We start from the raw sequence: 18,680 nt of genomic DNA on the forward strand, positions 1-18,680 counted from the left end.
CTAATCCTGAGATTTTTACAATCACCTTCTTACGGATGAACTTTTTCACTCCACACACCTTCTGGATTTATTTGTTCGGTCTTTTCAGCCCGCTTCCCAAGCTCTCCGCCCACAATCATCAAAAGGACAAGACACACCAGCCCCACCACCAGGATCATGACCATGACTTCAGGGTCGCTGAAGTTGAGTGCGGAGATCGCCAGTGCCGCTGAAAGGTTCCTCTGTGCAGTTCCTACAGCAAGCACTCTTTTTGTTCCTCCACGGGAGCCCCCGAGTATATAGCCTATAACAAGCGAGATAACCAGGAAGATCACTGCAACAAGGATACCGTTGCTGCCTATGACGCCAACGAGATCGTTAAAGTAAACCACAAAAAAGGCCACAACAAGGACCAGAAGTAAAAGATTAGTTGCCTGTGCCATAAGAGGCAGCAGACCATTCACAACTTCTTCGTAACGTGCGCGCACCAGAAAGGCGATAGCTAACGGAATAAGCATCAAGAAGATGAGGAACCTGGCGATAGCCCAGGGGTCGACAGTGATCCCTGTAAGCAAGAATGGCAGGACTATGGGCATATACACGATTGTTACCACCATCAGGAGCCCCATCATGCCCACAGAAAAAGCCATATCTCCTTTTGCCACCTGGGCAAGTTTCGGAAGGAATGGTGCCCCTGCGGCAGTTCCAATAAGGATAAGTCCTATTGAAAGTCCTTCCGAGAGTGGTATAACAAATAGAATCAAGAGTGACAGGAGTGGGACTAGCACAAAGTTGGCTACCAGTGTCAGGATCAGCAGCCGTGTGTTTTTCAGAGGCTCGATGATCTGCTGCAGTGTGAGGGAGAATCCCATTGCAAGCATGCTGGTGAGTACAAAGATCACCGTTGCAAGGATTCCGATGGTCCCGAGGAATTCTGTAAAAGATACTGTCTCTACCATGTCGCCACTTCTGTCCTCTCTAAGTTACTGAATGTATCAGGTGCTGCCGATACCCTCCAGTAGCTTTTCCATAACCCTGTCTATTGTAAAGCTGGCCGCCTTCTGACGTGGCGGGAATCCTACAAAGGTTGATAAAAAATCACCAACTATGCTTTGGGCCGGCACCAGGAGGAAAGCGTGATCAAGCATCCAGTCGTAGTATGTATTGGATGTCGTGTCTGCACGTTCATACGGATCGGTGCGCAGATTGAATATCTTCGGGACACGCAGTGATATGAAAGGCTCAATCCATACCTGCAGGGTCCCGACAGTACGCTGCTCCATGAACACCAGTTTCCAGTTGTCATACCGTACCGCAACCAGATCCCCGTCGTCGGAGAAGTAGAAGAAATCAATGCGTGGGGAATTTTCCTCCTCGCCTGTCAGATAGGGTAACAGATTGTGGCCATCCAGATGAACCCTGAAGTTCTTCTCCCCGGCCTTGTATCCTTTCTTTAGCTTCTCTCCTATATCCGGCACCCCTGCCGCGGCAAGGAAAGTGGGCAGCCAGTCCGTGTGACTGACAATCCCGTTGGATACCACGCCTGCAGGGATCCTGCCTGACCAGCGCAAGACCTCAGGAACGCGGAAAGCCCCCTCCCAATTGGAATTCTTCTCGCAGCGGAATGGAGTCATAGCCCCGTCAGGCCATGAATTCATGTGGGGTCCGTTGTCTGTGCTGTACATGACAATAGTATCCTCTGCAATACCCAGTTCGTCAAGCAGATCCAGCATCATGCCCACCTGCCTGTCATGTTCTATCATCGCGTCGTGATACTCCGACTGCCAGCGTCCTGCCTGACCACGTATCTCTTCAGGGATATGCACCCTGAAATGCATCCAGGTGGTATTGAGCCATACAAAGAAAGGCTTACCGGCTTCCTTCTGGCGTTTGATGAAATCAATGGCGGTATCTATGAATTCCAGGTCGACCTTTTCCATACGTTTCCGGTTCAGCGGCCCGGTGTCCTCTATTCTTTGCCTGCCTACACGCCCCCATCGCGGATTCTCTGTGGGATCATCCTCGTCTGTTGCCCAGGAGTGTATCACTCCTCTCGGGCCGAATCGTTCCCTGAAACGTGGGAAATCCTCTTCAGGCGGATAGTCGGGCAGTTCCGGCTCCTCCTCGGCATTCAGGTGGTACAGGTTCCCGAAGAACTCATCAAAACCATGGGCTGTGGGCAGGTATTCGTTCCTGTCGCCGAAATGGTTCTTTCCGAATTGTCCCGTAGCATAACCCTCTGCCTTCAGCAGTTCGGCAATGGTGGGGTCTTCATGCTGAAGGCCTGTCTTTGCTCCCGGCAGGCCAACCTTGCTCAGTCCTGTCCTGAAAGGGCTCTGGCCGGTAATGAACGACGCACGTCCGGCTGTACAGCTCTGTTCCCCATAGGAGTCTGTGAACCTCATGCCTTCATTGGCTATGCGGTCTATGTTCGGTGTTCTGTACCCCATCAATCCGTCGCTGTAGCAACTCAGATTGCTGATTCCTATGTCATCTCCCCAGATGACCAGAATGTTCGGTTTCTTTTCTCCCATTGTTCAATCCTCCCGGATTATTGATCATTTAACTATCAAAATCGTTTACTGTCGATATGTTCCAGGCCCAGCCTCTCTGAAAGTCATTGCTTCTTTCGGTATTTTCTCTTGTGACCTGTATTCCTTGTTTCCGTGACAGCGTTTGAACTTGAGCCCGCTGCCACAGGGACAGGGCTCGTTGCGCCCGACCTTCGGGAATGCCTTCTCCCGAACAACCTTCTCCCTGGACAGGATATGCATGACCTCCGAAGCCGGATATCCGCGCTGCATCAATGCAACCATCACCTGCATGGGATAATCGATGTGACGGAAAAAGGCCTTCCAGCCATCACAGAGGTAGTTCAGTTTTCGCTCACCATCAGAGGTCTTCAGGAAACGATTCTTCGGACATCCGCCGTGGCAGGCAAAGTATACGTCACATTCCAGGCATTTCCGGGGCAGGGAATCCTTCTTGTCCCTGCCGAAGCTGTACTGCCTCTCAGACGCTGCCAGGCTGGCAAGTTCGTTCTCCATTATGTTGCCTAGCAGGTATTTTGGCTCTACAAAATGGTCGCATGAGTAGATGTCACCATTGTGTTCCATAGCAAGGCCCGTTCCACAGGTCTCATCGAAGACGCACATGCCCGATGAAGGCAGTCTCATCCAGCTGCGTGCTGCGGCCTCGAATGTCTGGACGAATATCTTTCCTACGTCATTGTGCACCCACTCATCAAATATAGTTATGAGGAACTTGCCCAGTTGTTCCGGTCTTACGGAACGATCCGTCACCCTGTCCCCTTCCTGGCAGAGTGTGCTTCCGTCCCTGTTGACACGCTCCACTATCGGGATGAACTGTATCCAACTTGTCTTTGCCTCATCCCTCAGGAAACGATAGACTTCCAGCGGATGGTCGGCATTGACACGATTGACAGTTGTCAGGATATTGTATTCTACACCGTGCTTCTGCAGGAGGCGCAGCCCGTGCATGACCATGTCAAAGGTTCCCTTTCCTTTCCTGTTCACCCTATAGGCATCGTGCAGTTCGCGCGGACCATCTATACTGATGCCGATAAGGAAGTTATTCTCCCTGAAGAAGCGGCACCATTCGTCATTCAGCAAGGTACCGTTGGTCTGCATGGTATTCTCGAATGTCATCCCAGGTTTGCGGTACTTTTCCTGCAGTTCGATGGCATACCGGTAAAAGTCGATGCCCATAAGTGTAGGCTCTCCACCCTGCCATGCAATGGTCACCTGCGGAGTACTATGGGCTTCGATGAGCTGCCGGACATATCTGTCCAGAATCTCATCCGACATACGGAAATCGCTGCCCGGGTAAAGTGTTTCTTTACTCAGGAAGAAACAGTATTTACAGGCCAGGTTGCAGACTGCTCCGGTTGGCTTGGCCAGCACATGGATACGGGAAGGCAGGTGTTCGTGCTGTTTCATTCAGTGCTTCCTCCCAGAATCAGGAGCCTATCTCATCTTATTATGTTCGAACTTGAAATGTTCCAGCCCTGGGAAACAAAATAGAAGGGTAAGTACTATATCTATCAGGGTCTTACCTGAAAAATCCGTTTTACCCCCGTCAGTTTCCTGAGATATAAAAGCATGCTGTGTAGCATCAATCCAGTGTTTGTGTCCTTCAATGCTGTTGATTCCGGCCTTATTCCTCCGCAAAGGCTTCACGTAGTTTCTCCTCTTGTTCCTTGGAAAGATTGGAAGCGATCAGTTCGAACTTGAAGTCTTTCATCGCCTCGACAACTTTGTCCATCACAGCATTGCTACTCATCAGGAAGAGGGCAGAGGTTCCTTCGGTCACTTTGCTCCTGACCGATTTGATGAAATCACTGCTGATACCCACGTCTGCCAGAGAGCCCGCCATAGCACCCATCGCTGCCCCAAATGCCATGCCCAGGAAAGGGACCAGGAATATCAGGCCAAAGAGCATGCCCCAGAAAGCACCGCTTAAAGCGCCTGCACCTGTCATATTAGCCAGATGCTTTGTTTTTGGCTTCTTTTTGCCTTCGGGCCATGTAACAATAGCTGCATCATGCAAAGTGATCAATTGTCTCTTGTTCAGGTCTTCGATTACCTCAAGAGCCTTTTCTGCGCCATCTGCGCTTTCAAACTTCAGAACTGTTAAAGACGTCATAGTCATATTCGATTCTCCTCTTTTATATCCAATTCTCCTGTGTCCCCTTTTACCTTCCTTCATGTGCCATGCTGTCAATAACCACGGTAATGGCTAGGATTAGTAAGGCATCCTCATTGTTGCTCACATCTACGCCATAAGTATCTCGTATGCGGAACCATTTTTTGGAGACGGCTCCTATCACCTTGTCCCCCCTGAGTATCTTGTATTCATGATTGAGGATATTGCCCTTTGCTGTTAGGTCCTCACCGCCGGAAACCGAGATCTTCCAGCGGTCACGTAGTGGTGTTATCAAAGCATTGTGTACTTTAGCTACTACATGGCCATCCTTCTCGATATCCATTGTATCACGTATGCGCGCTACTTTCTCCTGGATCTTGTAGATATCATTCCCCTGGATATCCTGAAAATTCAGCGTTTTTCGCAAACGTAGTACCTTGTTCTCAACCTGGAAAATCCTGTCTTCATGCTCATTCTCTATGAAAAAACGGTCCCCAATTGTAAAAAAACGCTGGCGCATTTTGAATCGTGTACCTAGCTGTTCTTCTTCTATAGTGGCTGGAGGCGTATCCCTATTTTGACTTATATCCTTGCCTCCGGCTAATTTGTCCCTCATCCTCAACATTAGAATTCTCCCTATAGTTGTATCAAGGGCAGGCTTATGCAATCCCCATACCCATCTGACTTCTTTTTGCAAGATCCAGTTTCACTTAATACTTTCACTTAATACTTTCACTTAATACTTTCACTTAATAGCTTACCTTATGAAGATATTTGTTCGGAATGGATAAAAATCCTATGAACTAATATGCAGAAACAAAGTTTCTATCAGTGCTTTATTCTGGATTTTCTCTTTGGAATAGCCACTTTCAGGAAATTCAATAAACTTCCTATGTTTATATATCCTTACATCTGTTATTATCTGATATGCAGAAACCCATGCTCATCCATGATCCTGTACATAAGACTATCCTTCTGGACGAGTTCGAGCAGATGCTTGTTAATACTAAGCATGTCCAGCGGCTCAGGAACATCCAGCAGCTCGGTCTTGTGGACATTGTATATCCCGGTGCTAACCATACTCGTTTTGAGCACAGCATCGGGACAATGCACATGGCATCTGTTATCGGGAATTCCCTGAACCTGAGGCCTGATGATATTCGCAAAGTCAGGGTGGCGGGGCTTTTACATGATGTGGGACACTCTGCTTTCTCCCACGTGGTGGAGGGTGTGTTGAAGAGAAACCCGTCTTTGCAACCAAATAGTAATGGCAGCCGAATTACCAAACATGAGGCTTTTACGCGGGATATCATTTCCTATGGCCTTCCGGAAGACAATTTCATTGCGCGGTATGTGGAAACAAATTTCGGGACTGATCCTTATGAGTTCTTCGGAGAGATAGCAAAGATTGCTACAGGTGACACTTCAATTAAAAAGCCATACCTTGCACAGATCATCGCAGACGACGTGGATGCAGATCGCATCGACTTCCTGCTCAGGGATTCCTATCATACAGGTGTATCTTTCGGGATGATAGACGTAGACCAGATAGTGCGCAGCCTGGTCATCAGGAATGGGAACATTGTCCTGGGCAGCCCGGACGGTTCTGGCTATGGCGAGGATATGGCTCTTACGGCAGCTGAGTCCTTGCTCATATCCAGGGCCCATCACTACACTGCTATCATCCATAACCCTAAGACACAAGCATCACGTGTCATGCTCTTGCATGCGCTTGAGGACGCCCTTGGAAGTTATGAGAAAAAGGCAGGAATGGAAAAGGCAAAGGAAGAAGTCGTACTCTTTTTCAAGACCTATAATGACAGCGACCTTCTTGAATTCATCAGATCTCATGCATCAGGAAAATCCCTGCAACTGATTGCTGAGCTCCGTGAAGGCAGTATCTATGCTCCGGTCGCAAGGCTCAGCCAGAAGACTATTCCGCCATCTGTCAGGATGGCACTGGCCACCATAGCCCGTCATGGTATGGCTACAAAGAAACTGGAGAGTCTGCTGGCAAGGGAGCTTGGGGATGTACTTGTGGATCTGAGTGTTGCCTCGGGGGTTCCTAAGAGCATGCGCATTTCCCTGGGCGAAGAGGATGCCTTCTTCTATGACGAATCAGCTCTTGCTAATGGTCTTGTACGGGCGATATCAAGGCAGCTGTCCCTCACAGCTTTTGCTCATCCTTCTGTTGTCACGAATATGGACAACAGCACAGTATCATTGAAGCTAAGGGAGGCTGTCGATACGCTGTCTCCGAAACTCCTTCATTTTATACGCACGGAACAGTACCTGCCCATAGAAGGTGTGCTACTGCTCTTTTACGGGGTTCACAGTCTTTTCGAAAATGAGGAGGATGGCTTTGTATCCATTCCCCGCCTGAGGCATATCACCTGGCTGTACCGCACTATCAGGATTCTGCGTGATTCTGCAAGGCTTAGGAATCTCTTTGACTACTCCTTTCATGAGAAGTATGGGTTCCCTTACAGCGACCGGCTCTTTGAGGACATACAGATACTTGTTGCCATGGGCATAGTCGATGAGGATCTCAGGTACTATGAGAAAGGAGGCAGGTTCCGGCAGAGTTATGAATATGTGCTGACATGGGATGGTGTCGAATATGCAAGGATGCTTGCGGACGCTTACCAGCCGGAGTTCGGGGAGATAAGGGAATATCTTGCAATGAACAAGCACTCCATCCCCAGGGACATTGTTACTATCCCGGCTAACAGATACGCTTCTAAAAAACGCTAGAAAGGTGTGAAAATGTTATCAGGCGAATTGGTCATGCTAAAAACCTCCCATCGCGGAAAGGTTCGGGAGTTCATCGTGAATGTATCTGAAGATGACTTTCATACGGATTTCGGGAAAATAGACCTGTCCGTACTCATTGACAAAGAACCCGGCGATGCTGTAATCTCACATATGGGACAGGAGTTCACTATACAGCGTCCACGTATGCCTGATTTCTTCAACCATGCGAAACGTTCGGGCGCTCCGATGATGCCAAAGGACATCGGCCCCATAATTGCCTACACCGGTCTCAATAAGCAGGATAATGTACTCGATGCGGGTACAGGCTCAGGTGTGCTTGCTATGTATCTGGGTTCGATCGCAAAACGTGTGCTCAGTTATGAGATACGTGAGGACTTTGCACAGATTGCCAGGCAGAATGTTCTCAGCGCAGGGCTCGATAATGTGGAGATACGTTGCGGGAACATTATCCAAGAGATAGCTTCCCTCGATGAGAGCTTCGATGTGGTTACTCTGGATACCCAGGATTCAAGACATGTCATCCCTCACGTCAGAAAAGTTCTCAACCCAGGGGGGTTCCTGGTCACTTATTCTCCATTCTTCGAGCAGACAAAAGATATCCGTGAGGCAATAGAAGCTGCCCATTTCTATGATGTAAGGACCATGGAGTTCTCAGAACGTGAGATTTCCTTTTCGGACAGGGGTACACGCCCGGCAACTGCAAGGGTGGGGCACACCGGTTTCATAACAATAGCACGAAAGTAGAGTTAAAACTTACCTGAGGCCTTCATTGGTTATTCTGAAGTCACGTGCCCTGCCTTCGGGAAGTGAGCGATGCTTCCACAGTTTCGCCCGCCTTGTGCCTTCTCCTGTCTTTTCCAGCTGGATGATGGTCTTGGATATGTGTTCTATCCCGCTGCCCCCGATAGGTTTCAGGTTGCCTGATGCCATATCGCTGTAGACCTGGTTGCTTATGACGACTGCAAGCCTGTACTTACGGGCAATTCCGTGCAGGAAACCTATCTGGTTTGAGAGCTCCCTTCTGGATCGTATGCTGGACTCATCCTGGTCAAGCTCGAAGCGATAGAAAGAGGTTGCGGAATCAACTACTATCAGTCCTATCCTGTCAGAGATAAGCTTCTCGATCTCCTTAACTGCCGAATACTGCTCTTCAAAACTAGTTGGTTCGAAGATAATTATTTCCCGGGCTATTTCTTTTGCGTTCTCTCCGGCTATCTGCCTGAACCTCTGGGGTGAGATGGCTTCAGTATCTATATATATGACCTTCTTGCCATTCTTCACGCATTCCACAGCCAGCTGCATACAGAGGTTGGTCTTGCCGCTTCCGGCTTCTCCAAATACCTGTGTCACAATGCCTGTTTCAAATCCTCCTTCCAGGAGTTCATCGATAGGCTGACAGCCTGATAATATCTGCTTGGTTATTGTTTACACCCCTTACCTGAGATAATTGCTTATAATGGAGTTCTTAATATACATCTTTTGGCAAAAACATCTGTATTCAGATACATTATCAACTCGGATTAACAATATTTACCATTATTGATACATATTGTATGGGATATATTATCCGTTAGGCCATACTACAATCCTTTTTGTTATCATGGTAAATTTTTCTGTTACCAGATGGAGTCTGAAAAAGCATTATTAAGCTGGAAGTCATTTTATAATTTACCTCACGGTGAAAAGAACAAGTCAAAATGCAATGCCAACTGACTCTTATTTTTTCAGATGGCATTGCAGTTCCTCTCCGGAGTACACTAATATAATAATAGATTTATGTCATTGAAGGGACGCGAGATTATGGCTGAAGTAATTATATACACAACAAAAACATGCCCGAAATGTGAGCAGTTGAAGAAGGTATTAGAATCGAAAGGTATTCCTTTCAAAACATCAGATATGTCAACACCTGAAGCACTCACAGAACTGAAGTTTAACGGGGTGTTCACCATGACCGCACCAGTCCTCCAGATCAACGATGAATTTTTAACCCATAAGGACCTCTTCAAGGGTCCTGATGTTAATCTGGAAGCGCTGAGCAGCCTGCTCTGATATCATGGTGTGAGGTGGGAAAATGGAAGGATGCACTACTGTAACTAAAACTACTGCCGGGGAAACAGAATACGAAAACGTCGATCAGGCCTGCGACACACAGATTCAATCCGGGGAAAAAAGAGGGATGCCGATAAGTATGACACAGACCAGTAAGCCACTTGCGATTCAGAAAACGCTTGATGGTCACACTATATCCATATTGCCCAAGGTACGCACCACTGCCGGGCATATGGTCGAGTGGGACCGTAATATCATTATCAATCAATTGTTAAAAGAGACAAAACTCTCAGAAAGGTTCCACGGAAAACCCGGCATAGAAAAAGAAGAAGCCCATAATATTGCAAAAGAGGTTGAGCACCGTATCAGGAGTCTTGAACTTAAGTTCCTTTCCGGGCCCCTTATAAGAGAAATTGTCAACATAGTGCTTCTTGAGAAAGGCCACCTAGAATGGAGAAATATCTGTACAAGAGTAGGTACTCCTGTATATGACGCGTGCGAGATAGATCTTGGAAGCGGTTTCGAGGCAAAGGACAATGCTAACCTCCAGGAGAACGCCGAGACCTCTCACAAGAAAAAGGCGGACAAGATATCCAAAGAGCAGTACCTGCTCTTGCTTCCTCCGAAGATAGCAGACTTGCACCTGGACGGTGACATCCATATCCATGATCTTGAATACCTTGGTACCCGTGCATTCTGCCAGGACTGGGATCTCAGGTATTTCTTCTACTATGGGCTCATGCCCGACGGTTCCGGCGCAAAGGCAAGTGTTGCAGGCCCCGCTATGAAGGCGGAAGTAGCCATATTGCACGCAGTGAAAGCTCTGGGAAGCGCCCAGACCAACTTTGCGGGTGGACAGGGCTTTTACAATTTCCTGACATTCCTTGCTCCTTATCTTGAAGGCAAGAGTTACATCGACATAAAGCAGCTCATGCAGATGTTCGTGTATGAGATGACCCAGATGATGGTTGCCCGTGGAGGGCAGGTCGTATTCTCCTCTGTCCAGCTTTCCCCGGGAGTGCCAAAGCTCTGGAAGGATAAGCCTGCAGTCTTTAAGGGCAGGGTACATGACGGGACCAATGGCACCGAGAAGCGTACCTACAGCGAGTTCGAACGTGAAGTGCGTCTGTCATTCAAGGCTCTTATGGATGTAATGATAGAAGGTGACAACTGGGGCAAACCTTTCAATTTCCCCAAGCCCGAAATATCCATTGAGCCTGATTTCATTGAAGAGGATGACTTCTTTAACAGGGCCCACCCGGAGCTCCCTACTTACGAAGAGCTCTATGACCTGACCTTCGAACTGGCCGCTAAGTTCGGAACGCCTTACTTTGACAACCAGCTTCCAGAGTACAGGGGCGCAGGCGAGGGCATATCATGTTATCAGTGCTGTGCATACCAGTTCTCGGCAAATGCTGACGCTGACGACAGTTTTGATGATAAACTCCTGTTCAAGGACGGAAAGCATTTCTCAATGGGTTCCTGGCAGGTTGTGTCCCTTAACTGTCCAAGGGCGGCATACAGGGCTAAAGGAAATGACGAAGCGCTGTTTGCAGACCTGAGGAATCTCATGGACCAGAGCATCAAGCTCTTCAAAACAAAGCGCAGCTGGATGGAGAGTATTATCGAGAACAGCAGGATGCCTTTTGCTACTCAGAGGCCAAAGGACCCTGTTACAGGCGAGAAAGGTGCAATAGCTGTTGATATAGGTGCACTTGTCAACACAATAGGCGTGATTGGAATCAATGAGATGGTGCAGTACCATGTAGGTTCCCAGATACATGAGTCAAAAGAAGCGTTCAAGTTCGCTATCCGGGCAATGACCGAGATGGAGATGTACGGCAAAGAGCTCAGTCGTAAGCACGGCATGGAAATAGCTCTTGCACGAACCCCTGCTGAAACCACGTGTCAGAGATTTGCAGTGTCCGATATGCTGCACGACGAATATAAGGATGCTGTCCTGCAGGTTGTCAAGGGTGACAAGGAAACCGCTCTTGCAAATATTAAAAGGACCCACGACCTGCCTGTCTATTACACTAATGGTACCCATGTTCCTCCGGGTGCCCGTATATCCCTGGTAGACAGGATGAACATAGAGCATGTGTTCTTCCCCATTGTTGACGGCGGTAACATCTGCCATATATGGATGGGTGAAGGAGCACCGGACGCAAAGGGGCTGAAGGAGTTTGCGATGAACATTGCAAAGAACACCCAGATCGGCTATTTTGCCTTCACTAAGGATATGACTGTTTGCCTCAACGATTTTCACATCATGTCCGGCCTGAAGGAATGCTGTGAGAACTGTGGTTCCGAAGATGTAGAGCAGGTTTCAAGGGTAACCGGTTATGTGCAGGCTGTCAACGGCTGGAACTCTGCCAAGAAACAGGAGCTTGCAGACAGGATGCGCTACAGTTCAAGCGATATGATCTGATGTCAATGAAAGTTAATTACGGTAGTTGTGTTCCCATTTCTACTGTGGACTGGCACGGTCATGTGTCAGTCGTCCTTTTTTTAAGAGGATGTCCTTTCAGGTGTCCCTATTGTCAGAACCATGAGATCCTGGATAGTTCAGACATAACACATATCCAGGTACTTGAGGGTGCCATTAAGAAATCAAAGCCTTTTGTGAGCAGTGTCATCTTTCTTGGGGGAGAGCCTCTTATGCAGAAGCAGGCGGTGATACATCTGGCAGGGTTCGCAAAAAAGAATGGTCTGCTTGTGGGAGTACATACCAATGGTTTTTATCCGCTGGCTCTTGATGAACTGATAAAGGAAAAGCTCCTTGACAAGGCCTTTATAGATATCAAGGCTCCTCTGGATGACAGTGATGCATACGGCAGGGTAATTGGCTGCGGCACTTTTTTGCAGGTACGGGCAGACCCTGCAGATGCGGTCAGGAGAATAAGGGAATCAGTACTGCTTACTCTTGAAAGTGGTGTGGAACTGGAGTTAAGGACCACTGTTTTCAGGGGATTTATGGGTGATACGGATGATGTCCGGAAAATAGCCACTTCCATTCTTTATCTCACAGGCGACAGGAATGTACCTTACGTACTCCAGCAGGGACTTGCGGAAAACGCGGCACTTGCAAGCATGCGGGGTATCAGGCCATTCAGCAGGGAGGAAATGCTTGGGCTAGCCTCGTCCGCTCACGAGTCTCTGGATAATGTATGGATTCGGACAAAGGAACGTGGTAACGAGAAAGTTAACTTCGAACCGGTTTGAAGCTTAAACAATTTTCTTATAGGTGTGGTGCATCATTCAACATACTAAAAGGAGTATCTCCGAATGAAAAAAACACACCTTCTATGCGCACTAATGCTCTTGATATCTGCTGTTGTTGTCAGTGGATGCATGAGTCTGGATAAAGATGCTGATTCTTTATCTTATACTTCCAACGAAAAGGCTGTATCTGGCTATGACTCTGCCACAGAGGATTCCGTAAGACAGGTTTCCTCAGGCGGGGCGGGTACAGTTTCAGTGGACCGGAAGACTATTACTACTGTCGATATGACCTTAGAAGTGGACGAAGTCCCTGCAGCCATCGAACAGATATCTGCCTCCGCAAGAGCTTTCGGTGGTTATGTCTCCGGTTCTTCGGTATATTCCCATACCTATGATTCAGGCACCTGGAAGGATGGCTATATCACTGTAAGGGTGCCTGAAGCAGAACACCCCCTGTTCCTGGAAGAAGTTGGAAAACTCGGGGAAGTCACTTCAAGGAGTGTAAGTGGCCAGGATGTTACTGAGGAATATATTGACGTCACTGCCCGTCTGGAAAACCTGAAAAAGCAGGAGCAGCGCCTCCATGAGGTTCTGAACATGAGCAGGACAGTCGAAGAAGTACTGAGCGTGGAGAAGGAGATCGAGCGTGTCAGGGGCGAGATTGACAGCCTGACGGGTCGCCTGAACTATCTCAATGACAGGGTCGAGTATTCGACCATCAGCATCCGTCTCACAGAATCGGACCGTGTGGTTTATTCATGGGGGCTTGGGGATGCATTGTCCGAGTCAGTCAGAGGTTTCATATCGATGATTAATGCACTGATCATACTTGCAGGTTATATGCTTCCTATAATCATTCTTCTGGCCTTGTTCGGAGGCCTCTTCGTAGCGCTGAGGAGAATGGCACGCCGGTGATACATACGCCTGAAGTCTGGATGAAGGTGAAATGCCTTCATTCATATAGTTCTATAAACCGGTCATTTTAAATAAAAAAATATTGTTAGTACATAAGTGCATAATGTTATAAACTGACCTTGCAATGTGAAAGTATGATATCCAGACCTGTATCAGAAATTGGGGAGCGCCCTCTTATTGGCATTTTGACTGGTATATTTAACAAAACCAGAGATTCTCGTCTTATAGTCGGCCCTGGTCATGACGACTGTGCCGTGCTTGAAATGTCTGAGGACGAATATCTTGTGGTGACAACTGACATGCTCCACAGGAAAACGGATTTCCCTTCGCAGATGACCGGGTGGCAGATAGGCTGGATGTCTGCTGCTGTCAACTTAAGTGATATCGCATCCATGGGTGCAAGTCCTGTAGGATTCCTCTCGGCTATCGGTCTTCCAAAGGATACGGATGTTACTTTCGTTGAAGATATTGCTCACGGAATGGCAGACTGTGCAAAGGCCTGCGGTACTTCTGTGATAGGCGGTGATATCGACACGCATGATGAGCTAACTATCACCGGCACTGCTCTTGGAATAGTCCCGAAGCACGAATTGCTCACCAGAAAGGGTGCTAAGATAGGAGATAAAGTCTGCGTCACTGGCTTTACCGGCTCCGCCGGCGCTGCGCTGCACGCCATCGAGAACAACATCTCCGTACCTGACAGATTGCTAAAGGCACTTCTTGAGCCATATCCCAGAGTCGCTGAAGCAAGGAAACTCGCACGTTCCGGCCTCGTGACCTCCATGATGGACACAAGCGATGGCCTGGCCCTGTCACTCCATGACCTTGCTGACCTCAACCAGGTCGGTTTCCTTATATACGAATCCAGGCTCCCGATACATGATGACGTCAGGAAGCATGTGACCACAGATCCCAATGAGCTCACAGACCTCGCACTCTACACGGGCGGTGATTTCGAATTGCTATTTACAGCCTCTCCTGATATACTGAACCAAGTATTTCCAACATTTAATTTAAGTATAATCGGCGAAGTAGTTGAACAATCAGCTGGTATGCGCATTGAACGAAATGACGGGACAAACTCGTCGATAAATCGAAAAGGTTATCTACAATTAGGGAATTAGATTTACACAAGATTAGATTACACTATTAAGGAAAAAAGGATGATCAAAAATGAATAAAAACATTCGGCTGCTTTTATTTGGACTGATATTGCTCATGTTCACAGGTGGTGCAATGGCTGCACCTTCTCTTTCTGATGAAGGTCTTTCTCCGGGAAGCGGTACTGTAGAAACAAACTTTATTTTTACAGTTACATACACTGACCCTGATAATCTCAGTGCAAGTTTTGTTAACGTTACTATAGATACTATTCCTTACCCAATGACAGAAGTTGACCCCTCAGATGTCAATACTGTTGATGGGAAAGCTTACAGATTCGAAAGATCGGGCTTCTCTGTAAATCCAGCTCACAGTTATGCTTTCTCTACAAGTAATTCAAACGGCGCAGTTGATCCTTATGGGGCAGGCACCTTTGCTGTCGCAAACACTGCACCGGTGCTGTCTTCTCCATTGGTCACTCCAAGCAGTGGTTCACCTGCAACTGAGTTCGTGTTCACGGTGACCTACACGGATGCCGATAATAACAGCGCGAGTTATGTAAATGCCGTAATTGACGGTATTAACTATCCAATGACAGCCACCGATCCTGCAGACACAAATACGGCTGACGGAAAAGGTTACACGCTCTCCAATTCAAGCATTGCTGCAGGTTCTCACACATACAGTTTCACAGCATCAGATGGTACAACCACAGCTACTCCTACCTCTGAGGGCACTTTTCCTGTAAACTCTGACTCCTCACTGTCAGGAACTATTTCTTCTGTTAGCGGCACTCCTTCTACAACATTCGTCTTCAACGCAATTTTCACGGATGCCGATAACGACGCTGCCAGTTCTGTGACAGTCACTATCGATGGCACTGATTATGGTATGAGTGAGGTTGATGCAACTGATGTAACTACAACTGACGGGAAAGAATATACTTACAGTGATACTTTCTCTGTTGGAAGCCACTCATACAGTTTTAAGGCAACAGTGGGTTCAGATAACATAGGCCCGGTGGGGGCAGGTACTTTTGATGTAGATGTTTCAAATCATGCTCCTACTCTTACAGATGCTTCTGTTACCGGGGCTAACAATTTCATTATCGGTGGACTCATTTATTTCAATGTTACTTACACAGACTCCGACAACCAATTGCCGACATACAGTTATGTCCAGATAGATGGTGTCAACAAGACAATGTCTAAGGTCAATAGTGCAGATAATGATGCAACCAATGGTATAGAATATACGTATAATACTACACTTGCACAGGGGAACCATACATATGCCTTTTATATGTCTGATGGGACCAATCCTGTAAGCACTGCTTCTGCAACTATCATCATACATCCAAAGACCTACTTCACAGGTGACCGTATATGGGATGAGGATGCAGGTCAGTCAACAACCTACAAATGGGATGCAAGGAGCTTCTCCGGTTTCTTCTACGACCTGGAAACCGGTTTCAGCTCGGAGACAATGAATATCACTGATATTTCACGGACCATAGATGATGGAAATCTTGTGTACGAAACAAGGCCTGTTGATAGTAACTTCGAGCATTCTGCATGGGGCAAGTATCAGGTTATCGGTTTCATGGCCGAGAAGTATTTTGCAGGGTATAAGTCCTCAATAACTAATATCAATGGTGTCAGCACTGTAAGTTTGATATCTTCCGGACAGCTTTCCAAGGTCCTGATTGACAATGATGACAAGAAATCCGTATATTCAGGTTCCTCACTAACCCTTGAGGACGGCTATAAGCTCAACATTGTCCAGGTTGACAAGAATGGTGATAAGGTCTTTGTGACTCTCACAAAAGATGGTGACGAACTTGACAGTGAAATTATCAGCGGAAGCGGCGATTATGTCTATGAGGCAGACTTGGGAGACAGCGATGATGTTCCTATAATAATTGTCCATTTTGACTCCATATTCAGCGGCACAGAATCAAATGCTGTATTCATTCAGGGTATTTTCCAGATATCAGAGGATTACGTAGAGCTGGAAGATGGTGGAAGTTACGGCAAAATGGAAATCACAGGCTTCAGCGACGATTATATCCAGATGAAGAACGATGGCTCTATTTCTCTTTCTAAAGGAAAGACCATTGATATCATGGGTAAAATCAAGTTCATAGTAGCCGATTCGAACACCCTGCGTTTTGCACCATTTGTGGACATGTCCTCTCCCGGTACATATGAGCTTCGTGGTACTGTGGCAGAAGGTGCCGAATTGCTCACGTGGACACCCCTGAACTTCGAAGGCTTCTATTATGATATCGATGAAGGTATACAGACAGAGAAGCTTGAGCTCAAGGCCATCAACGGCAGGACCATAGATGATGGGGATCTGGTATATACCACCACTCCGGAAGAAGTTTCATTTGAGCACTCTGCCTGGGGCAAGTACAATGTCATCGGTTTCATGGCCGAGAAATACTTCGCAGGATACCCCTCAGGTGCTTTCGGTAGCAGCAGCAGCGTGGATATCATTTCTGATGGTTTGCTCTCCAAGGTTCTTATTGATGAGGATGACAAGAAATCCGTGTATTCCGGTTCCTCACTCATTCTTGAGGAAGGATATACTCTTAACATCGTCCAGGTTGACAAGAACGGCGACAAGGTGATGGTGACACTTACAAAGGACAGTGATGAAGTAGACACTTCAATTATCAGTGGAAGTGGCACTTACATCTATGAGACAGATCTTGGCGATTCCGATGATGTTCCTCTAATTGCGATTCATTTCGATTCAATATTCAGTGGAACAGAATCAAATGCCGTATTCGTAAAAGGTATCTTCCAGATATCGGAAGATTATCTTGAGGTTGAAGATGGCGATACCTTCGGCAAAATGGAAGTCACAGGTATAGGTGGCAGCATAACAATGTCCAACAAGGATTCCATTTCCCTGTCAAAAGGTAATTCCATAGCATTAATGGGTGATGTCAGTATCAATGTCGCTGATGACTCCAATACTGTGAGGTATTACCCTTATGTGGAAGTCACTACTACACCTTCCCAGTCACTGAGTGTGAGCCTTGACAAGTCCATTGCAATAAAAGGTGACAAGGTCACAGTCACTGTCACTTCTCGCGGTGCAGCAGTAAGTGATGCCACTGTGAAGGCTGGCAGTTCCACAATCGGAACAACTAACGATGAAGGTAAGATCACATATACAGCTTCAACTATAGGGAAGCTTCAGATCACAGCATCCAAGGACAACTATGCTTCAGGAAGCAGTGAACTTGAAGTAATATCTCCGGACGATGATTCAAGAAAGATTATTATCGAAGTCTCTCCTGAAGAGGTATATGAAGGATCTTCAGTGACCTTCTTTGTACTCAAGGCAATAGGAGGAGATCCTGTTGAAGGTGCTACGGTATCTTATGATGGTAAGTCAATTGGCTCTACATCATCCGATGGAACGATTGCTTATACTGTAACTGACCCTGGTATGCACAAGCTGACAGCAGTGAAGAGTGGATTCATTGATGCTTCAATGAATCTGGATGTCAAGGAGATTGCAGCAAAATTCGAGTTCACGAGCCTTTCTATAACTCCGCTTGATATTAAGCAGGGTAAGGAGGCAACCATTAGTGTTAATGTCAAGAATATCGGTAATGCTGCAGGAAACTATACTGTTGACCTCAAGGTGAATGACACTGTTGTAGGTACCAGAACTATTAGCCTTGGAACCGATGAATCCGAGGTTCTTGAGTTCAAGCATGCGGAGAAAGAACCCGGCACTTATGTTGTGAAGGTCGCTGACCTGACCACGACCTATGAGGTATTCGAGAAGTCGGGAGTTATCTGGTATGTGCTTGGAGCCATCGCAGTGGTTGTTGTAGGTGGTCTTGGATACCTCTTCACCGCTGGAGGCTGGACTGCAGAAATTGCCCAGGCAAAGGTGGACGAAGCAATACAGACATTGCAGGAGCTTATCAGCAAACGCTGATA

14 protein-coding genes are annotated in these 18,680 nt (G+C 47.2%); 8 read left to right on the top strand and 6 right to left on the bottom strand.

Annotated elements, in window-relative coordinates:
- Positions 1-29 precede the first annotated feature (29 nt).
- From QZZ22_RS05420 to QZZ22_RS05440, 5 genes are all read right to left on the bottom strand, one after another.
- Positions 30-938 (bottom strand): bile acid:sodium symporter family protein, encoded by a 909-nt coding sequence (locus QZZ22_RS05420; protein WP_292463260.1) that lies wholly within the window; start codon positions 936-938, stop codon positions 30-32.
- Positions 939-974: 36 nt separating this feature from the next.
- Entirely contained in the window at positions 975-2,513 is a 1,539-nt protein-coding gene (locus QZZ22_RS05425) for an arylsulfatase (RefSeq protein WP_292463261.1), read from the bottom strand.
- A 45-nt stretch (positions 2,514-2,558) separates the two neighbouring features.
- Positions 2,559-3,938: an anaerobic sulfatase maturase gene (locus QZZ22_RS05430; RefSeq protein WP_292463262.1), complete on the bottom strand. Its 1,380-nt coding sequence runs from the start codon at positions 3,936-3,938 to the stop codon at positions 2,559-2,561.
- A 217-nt stretch (positions 3,939-4,155) separates the two neighbouring features.
- The gene (locus tag QZZ22_RS05435) at positions 4,156-4,644 is read right to left on the bottom strand and encodes a DUF1269 domain-containing protein (RefSeq protein WP_292463264.1); all 489 of its coding nucleotides are present in this window, start codon (positions 4,642-4,644) and stop codon (positions 4,156-4,158) included.
- A 49-nt stretch (positions 4,645-4,693) separates the two neighbouring features.
- On the bottom strand, positions 4,694-5,260 hold the full coding sequence (locus QZZ22_RS05440) for an LURP-one-related family protein (protein ID WP_292463266.1): 567 nt from the start codon (positions 5,258-5,260) through the stop codon (positions 4,694-4,696).
- A gap of 311 nt (positions 5,261-5,571) precedes the next feature.
- On the opposite strand from QZZ22_RS05440, the gene QZZ22_RS05445 reads away from it, so the two are divergent.
- Both QZZ22_RS05445 and QZZ22_RS05450 read left to right on the top strand, forming a co-directional pair.
- The gene (locus tag QZZ22_RS05445) at positions 5,572-7,398 is read left to right on the top strand and encodes an HD domain-containing protein (RefSeq protein WP_292463267.1); all 1,827 of its coding nucleotides are present in this window, start codon (positions 5,572-5,574) and stop codon (positions 7,396-7,398) included.
- 12 nt (positions 7,399-7,410) lie between these two features.
- Entirely contained in the window at positions 7,411-8,163 is a 753-nt protein-coding gene (locus tag QZZ22_RS05450) for a tRNA (adenine-N1)-methyltransferase (protein ID WP_292463268.1), read from the top strand.
- 9 nt (positions 8,164-8,172) lie between these two features.
- Here QZZ22_RS05450 and radB read toward each other — a convergent pair whose 3' ends face one another.
- Positions 8,173-8,841 (bottom strand): DNA repair and recombination protein RadB, encoded by a 669-nt coding sequence (radB, locus tag QZZ22_RS05455; RefSeq protein ID WP_292463597.1) that lies wholly within the window; start codon positions 8,839-8,841, stop codon positions 8,173-8,175.
- 378 nt (positions 8,842-9,219) lie between these two features.
- On the opposite strand from radB, the gene QZZ22_RS05460 reads away from it, so the two are divergent.
- From QZZ22_RS05460 to QZZ22_RS05485, 6 genes are all read left to right on the top strand, one after another.
- On the top strand, positions 9,220-9,471 hold the full coding sequence (locus tag QZZ22_RS05460) for a glutaredoxin family protein (RefSeq protein WP_292463270.1): 252 nt from the start codon (positions 9,220-9,222) through the stop codon (positions 9,469-9,471).
- Positions 9,472-9,598: 127 nt separating this feature from the next.
- Positions 9,599-11,902 carry an anaerobic ribonucleoside-triphosphate reductase gene (nrdD, locus tag QZZ22_RS05465; protein WP_292463598.1) on the top strand — a complete coding sequence of 768 codons (2,304 nt, stop codon included), beginning with the start codon at positions 9,599-9,601 and terminating at the stop codon, positions 11,900-11,902.
- Between the two features lie 5 nt (positions 11,903-11,907).
- Positions 11,908-12,696: an anaerobic ribonucleoside-triphosphate reductase activating protein gene (locus QZZ22_RS05470; RefSeq protein WP_292463271.1), complete on the top strand. Its 789-nt coding sequence runs from the start codon at positions 11,908-11,910 to the stop codon at positions 12,694-12,696.
- Between the two features lie 63 nt (positions 12,697-12,759).
- Complete coding sequence (locus QZZ22_RS05475; protein WP_292463273.1) at positions 12,760-13,611, top strand: DUF4349 domain-containing protein; 852 nt, start codon at positions 12,760-12,762, stop codon at positions 13,609-13,611.
- Between the two features lie 134 nt (positions 13,612-13,745).
- A complete protein-coding gene (gene thiL, locus QZZ22_RS05480) occupies positions 13,746-14,735 on the top strand; it encodes a thiamine-phosphate kinase (RefSeq protein WP_292463274.1) in 990 nt (329 codons plus the stop codon).
- Between the two features lie 49 nt (positions 14,736-14,784).
- A complete protein-coding gene (locus tag QZZ22_RS05485; RefSeq protein WP_292463276.1) occupies positions 14,785-18,678 on the top strand; it encodes an S-layer protein domain-containing protein in 3,894 nt (1,297 codons plus the stop codon).
- Positions 18,679-18,680: the final 2 nt, after the last annotated feature.

Origin of the sequence: Methanolobus sp., assembly GCF_016278365.1 — an archaeon.
In the GTDB taxonomy this organism is placed as follows: domain Archaea; phylum Halobacteriota; class Methanosarcinia; order Methanosarcinales; family Methanosarcinaceae; genus Methanolobus.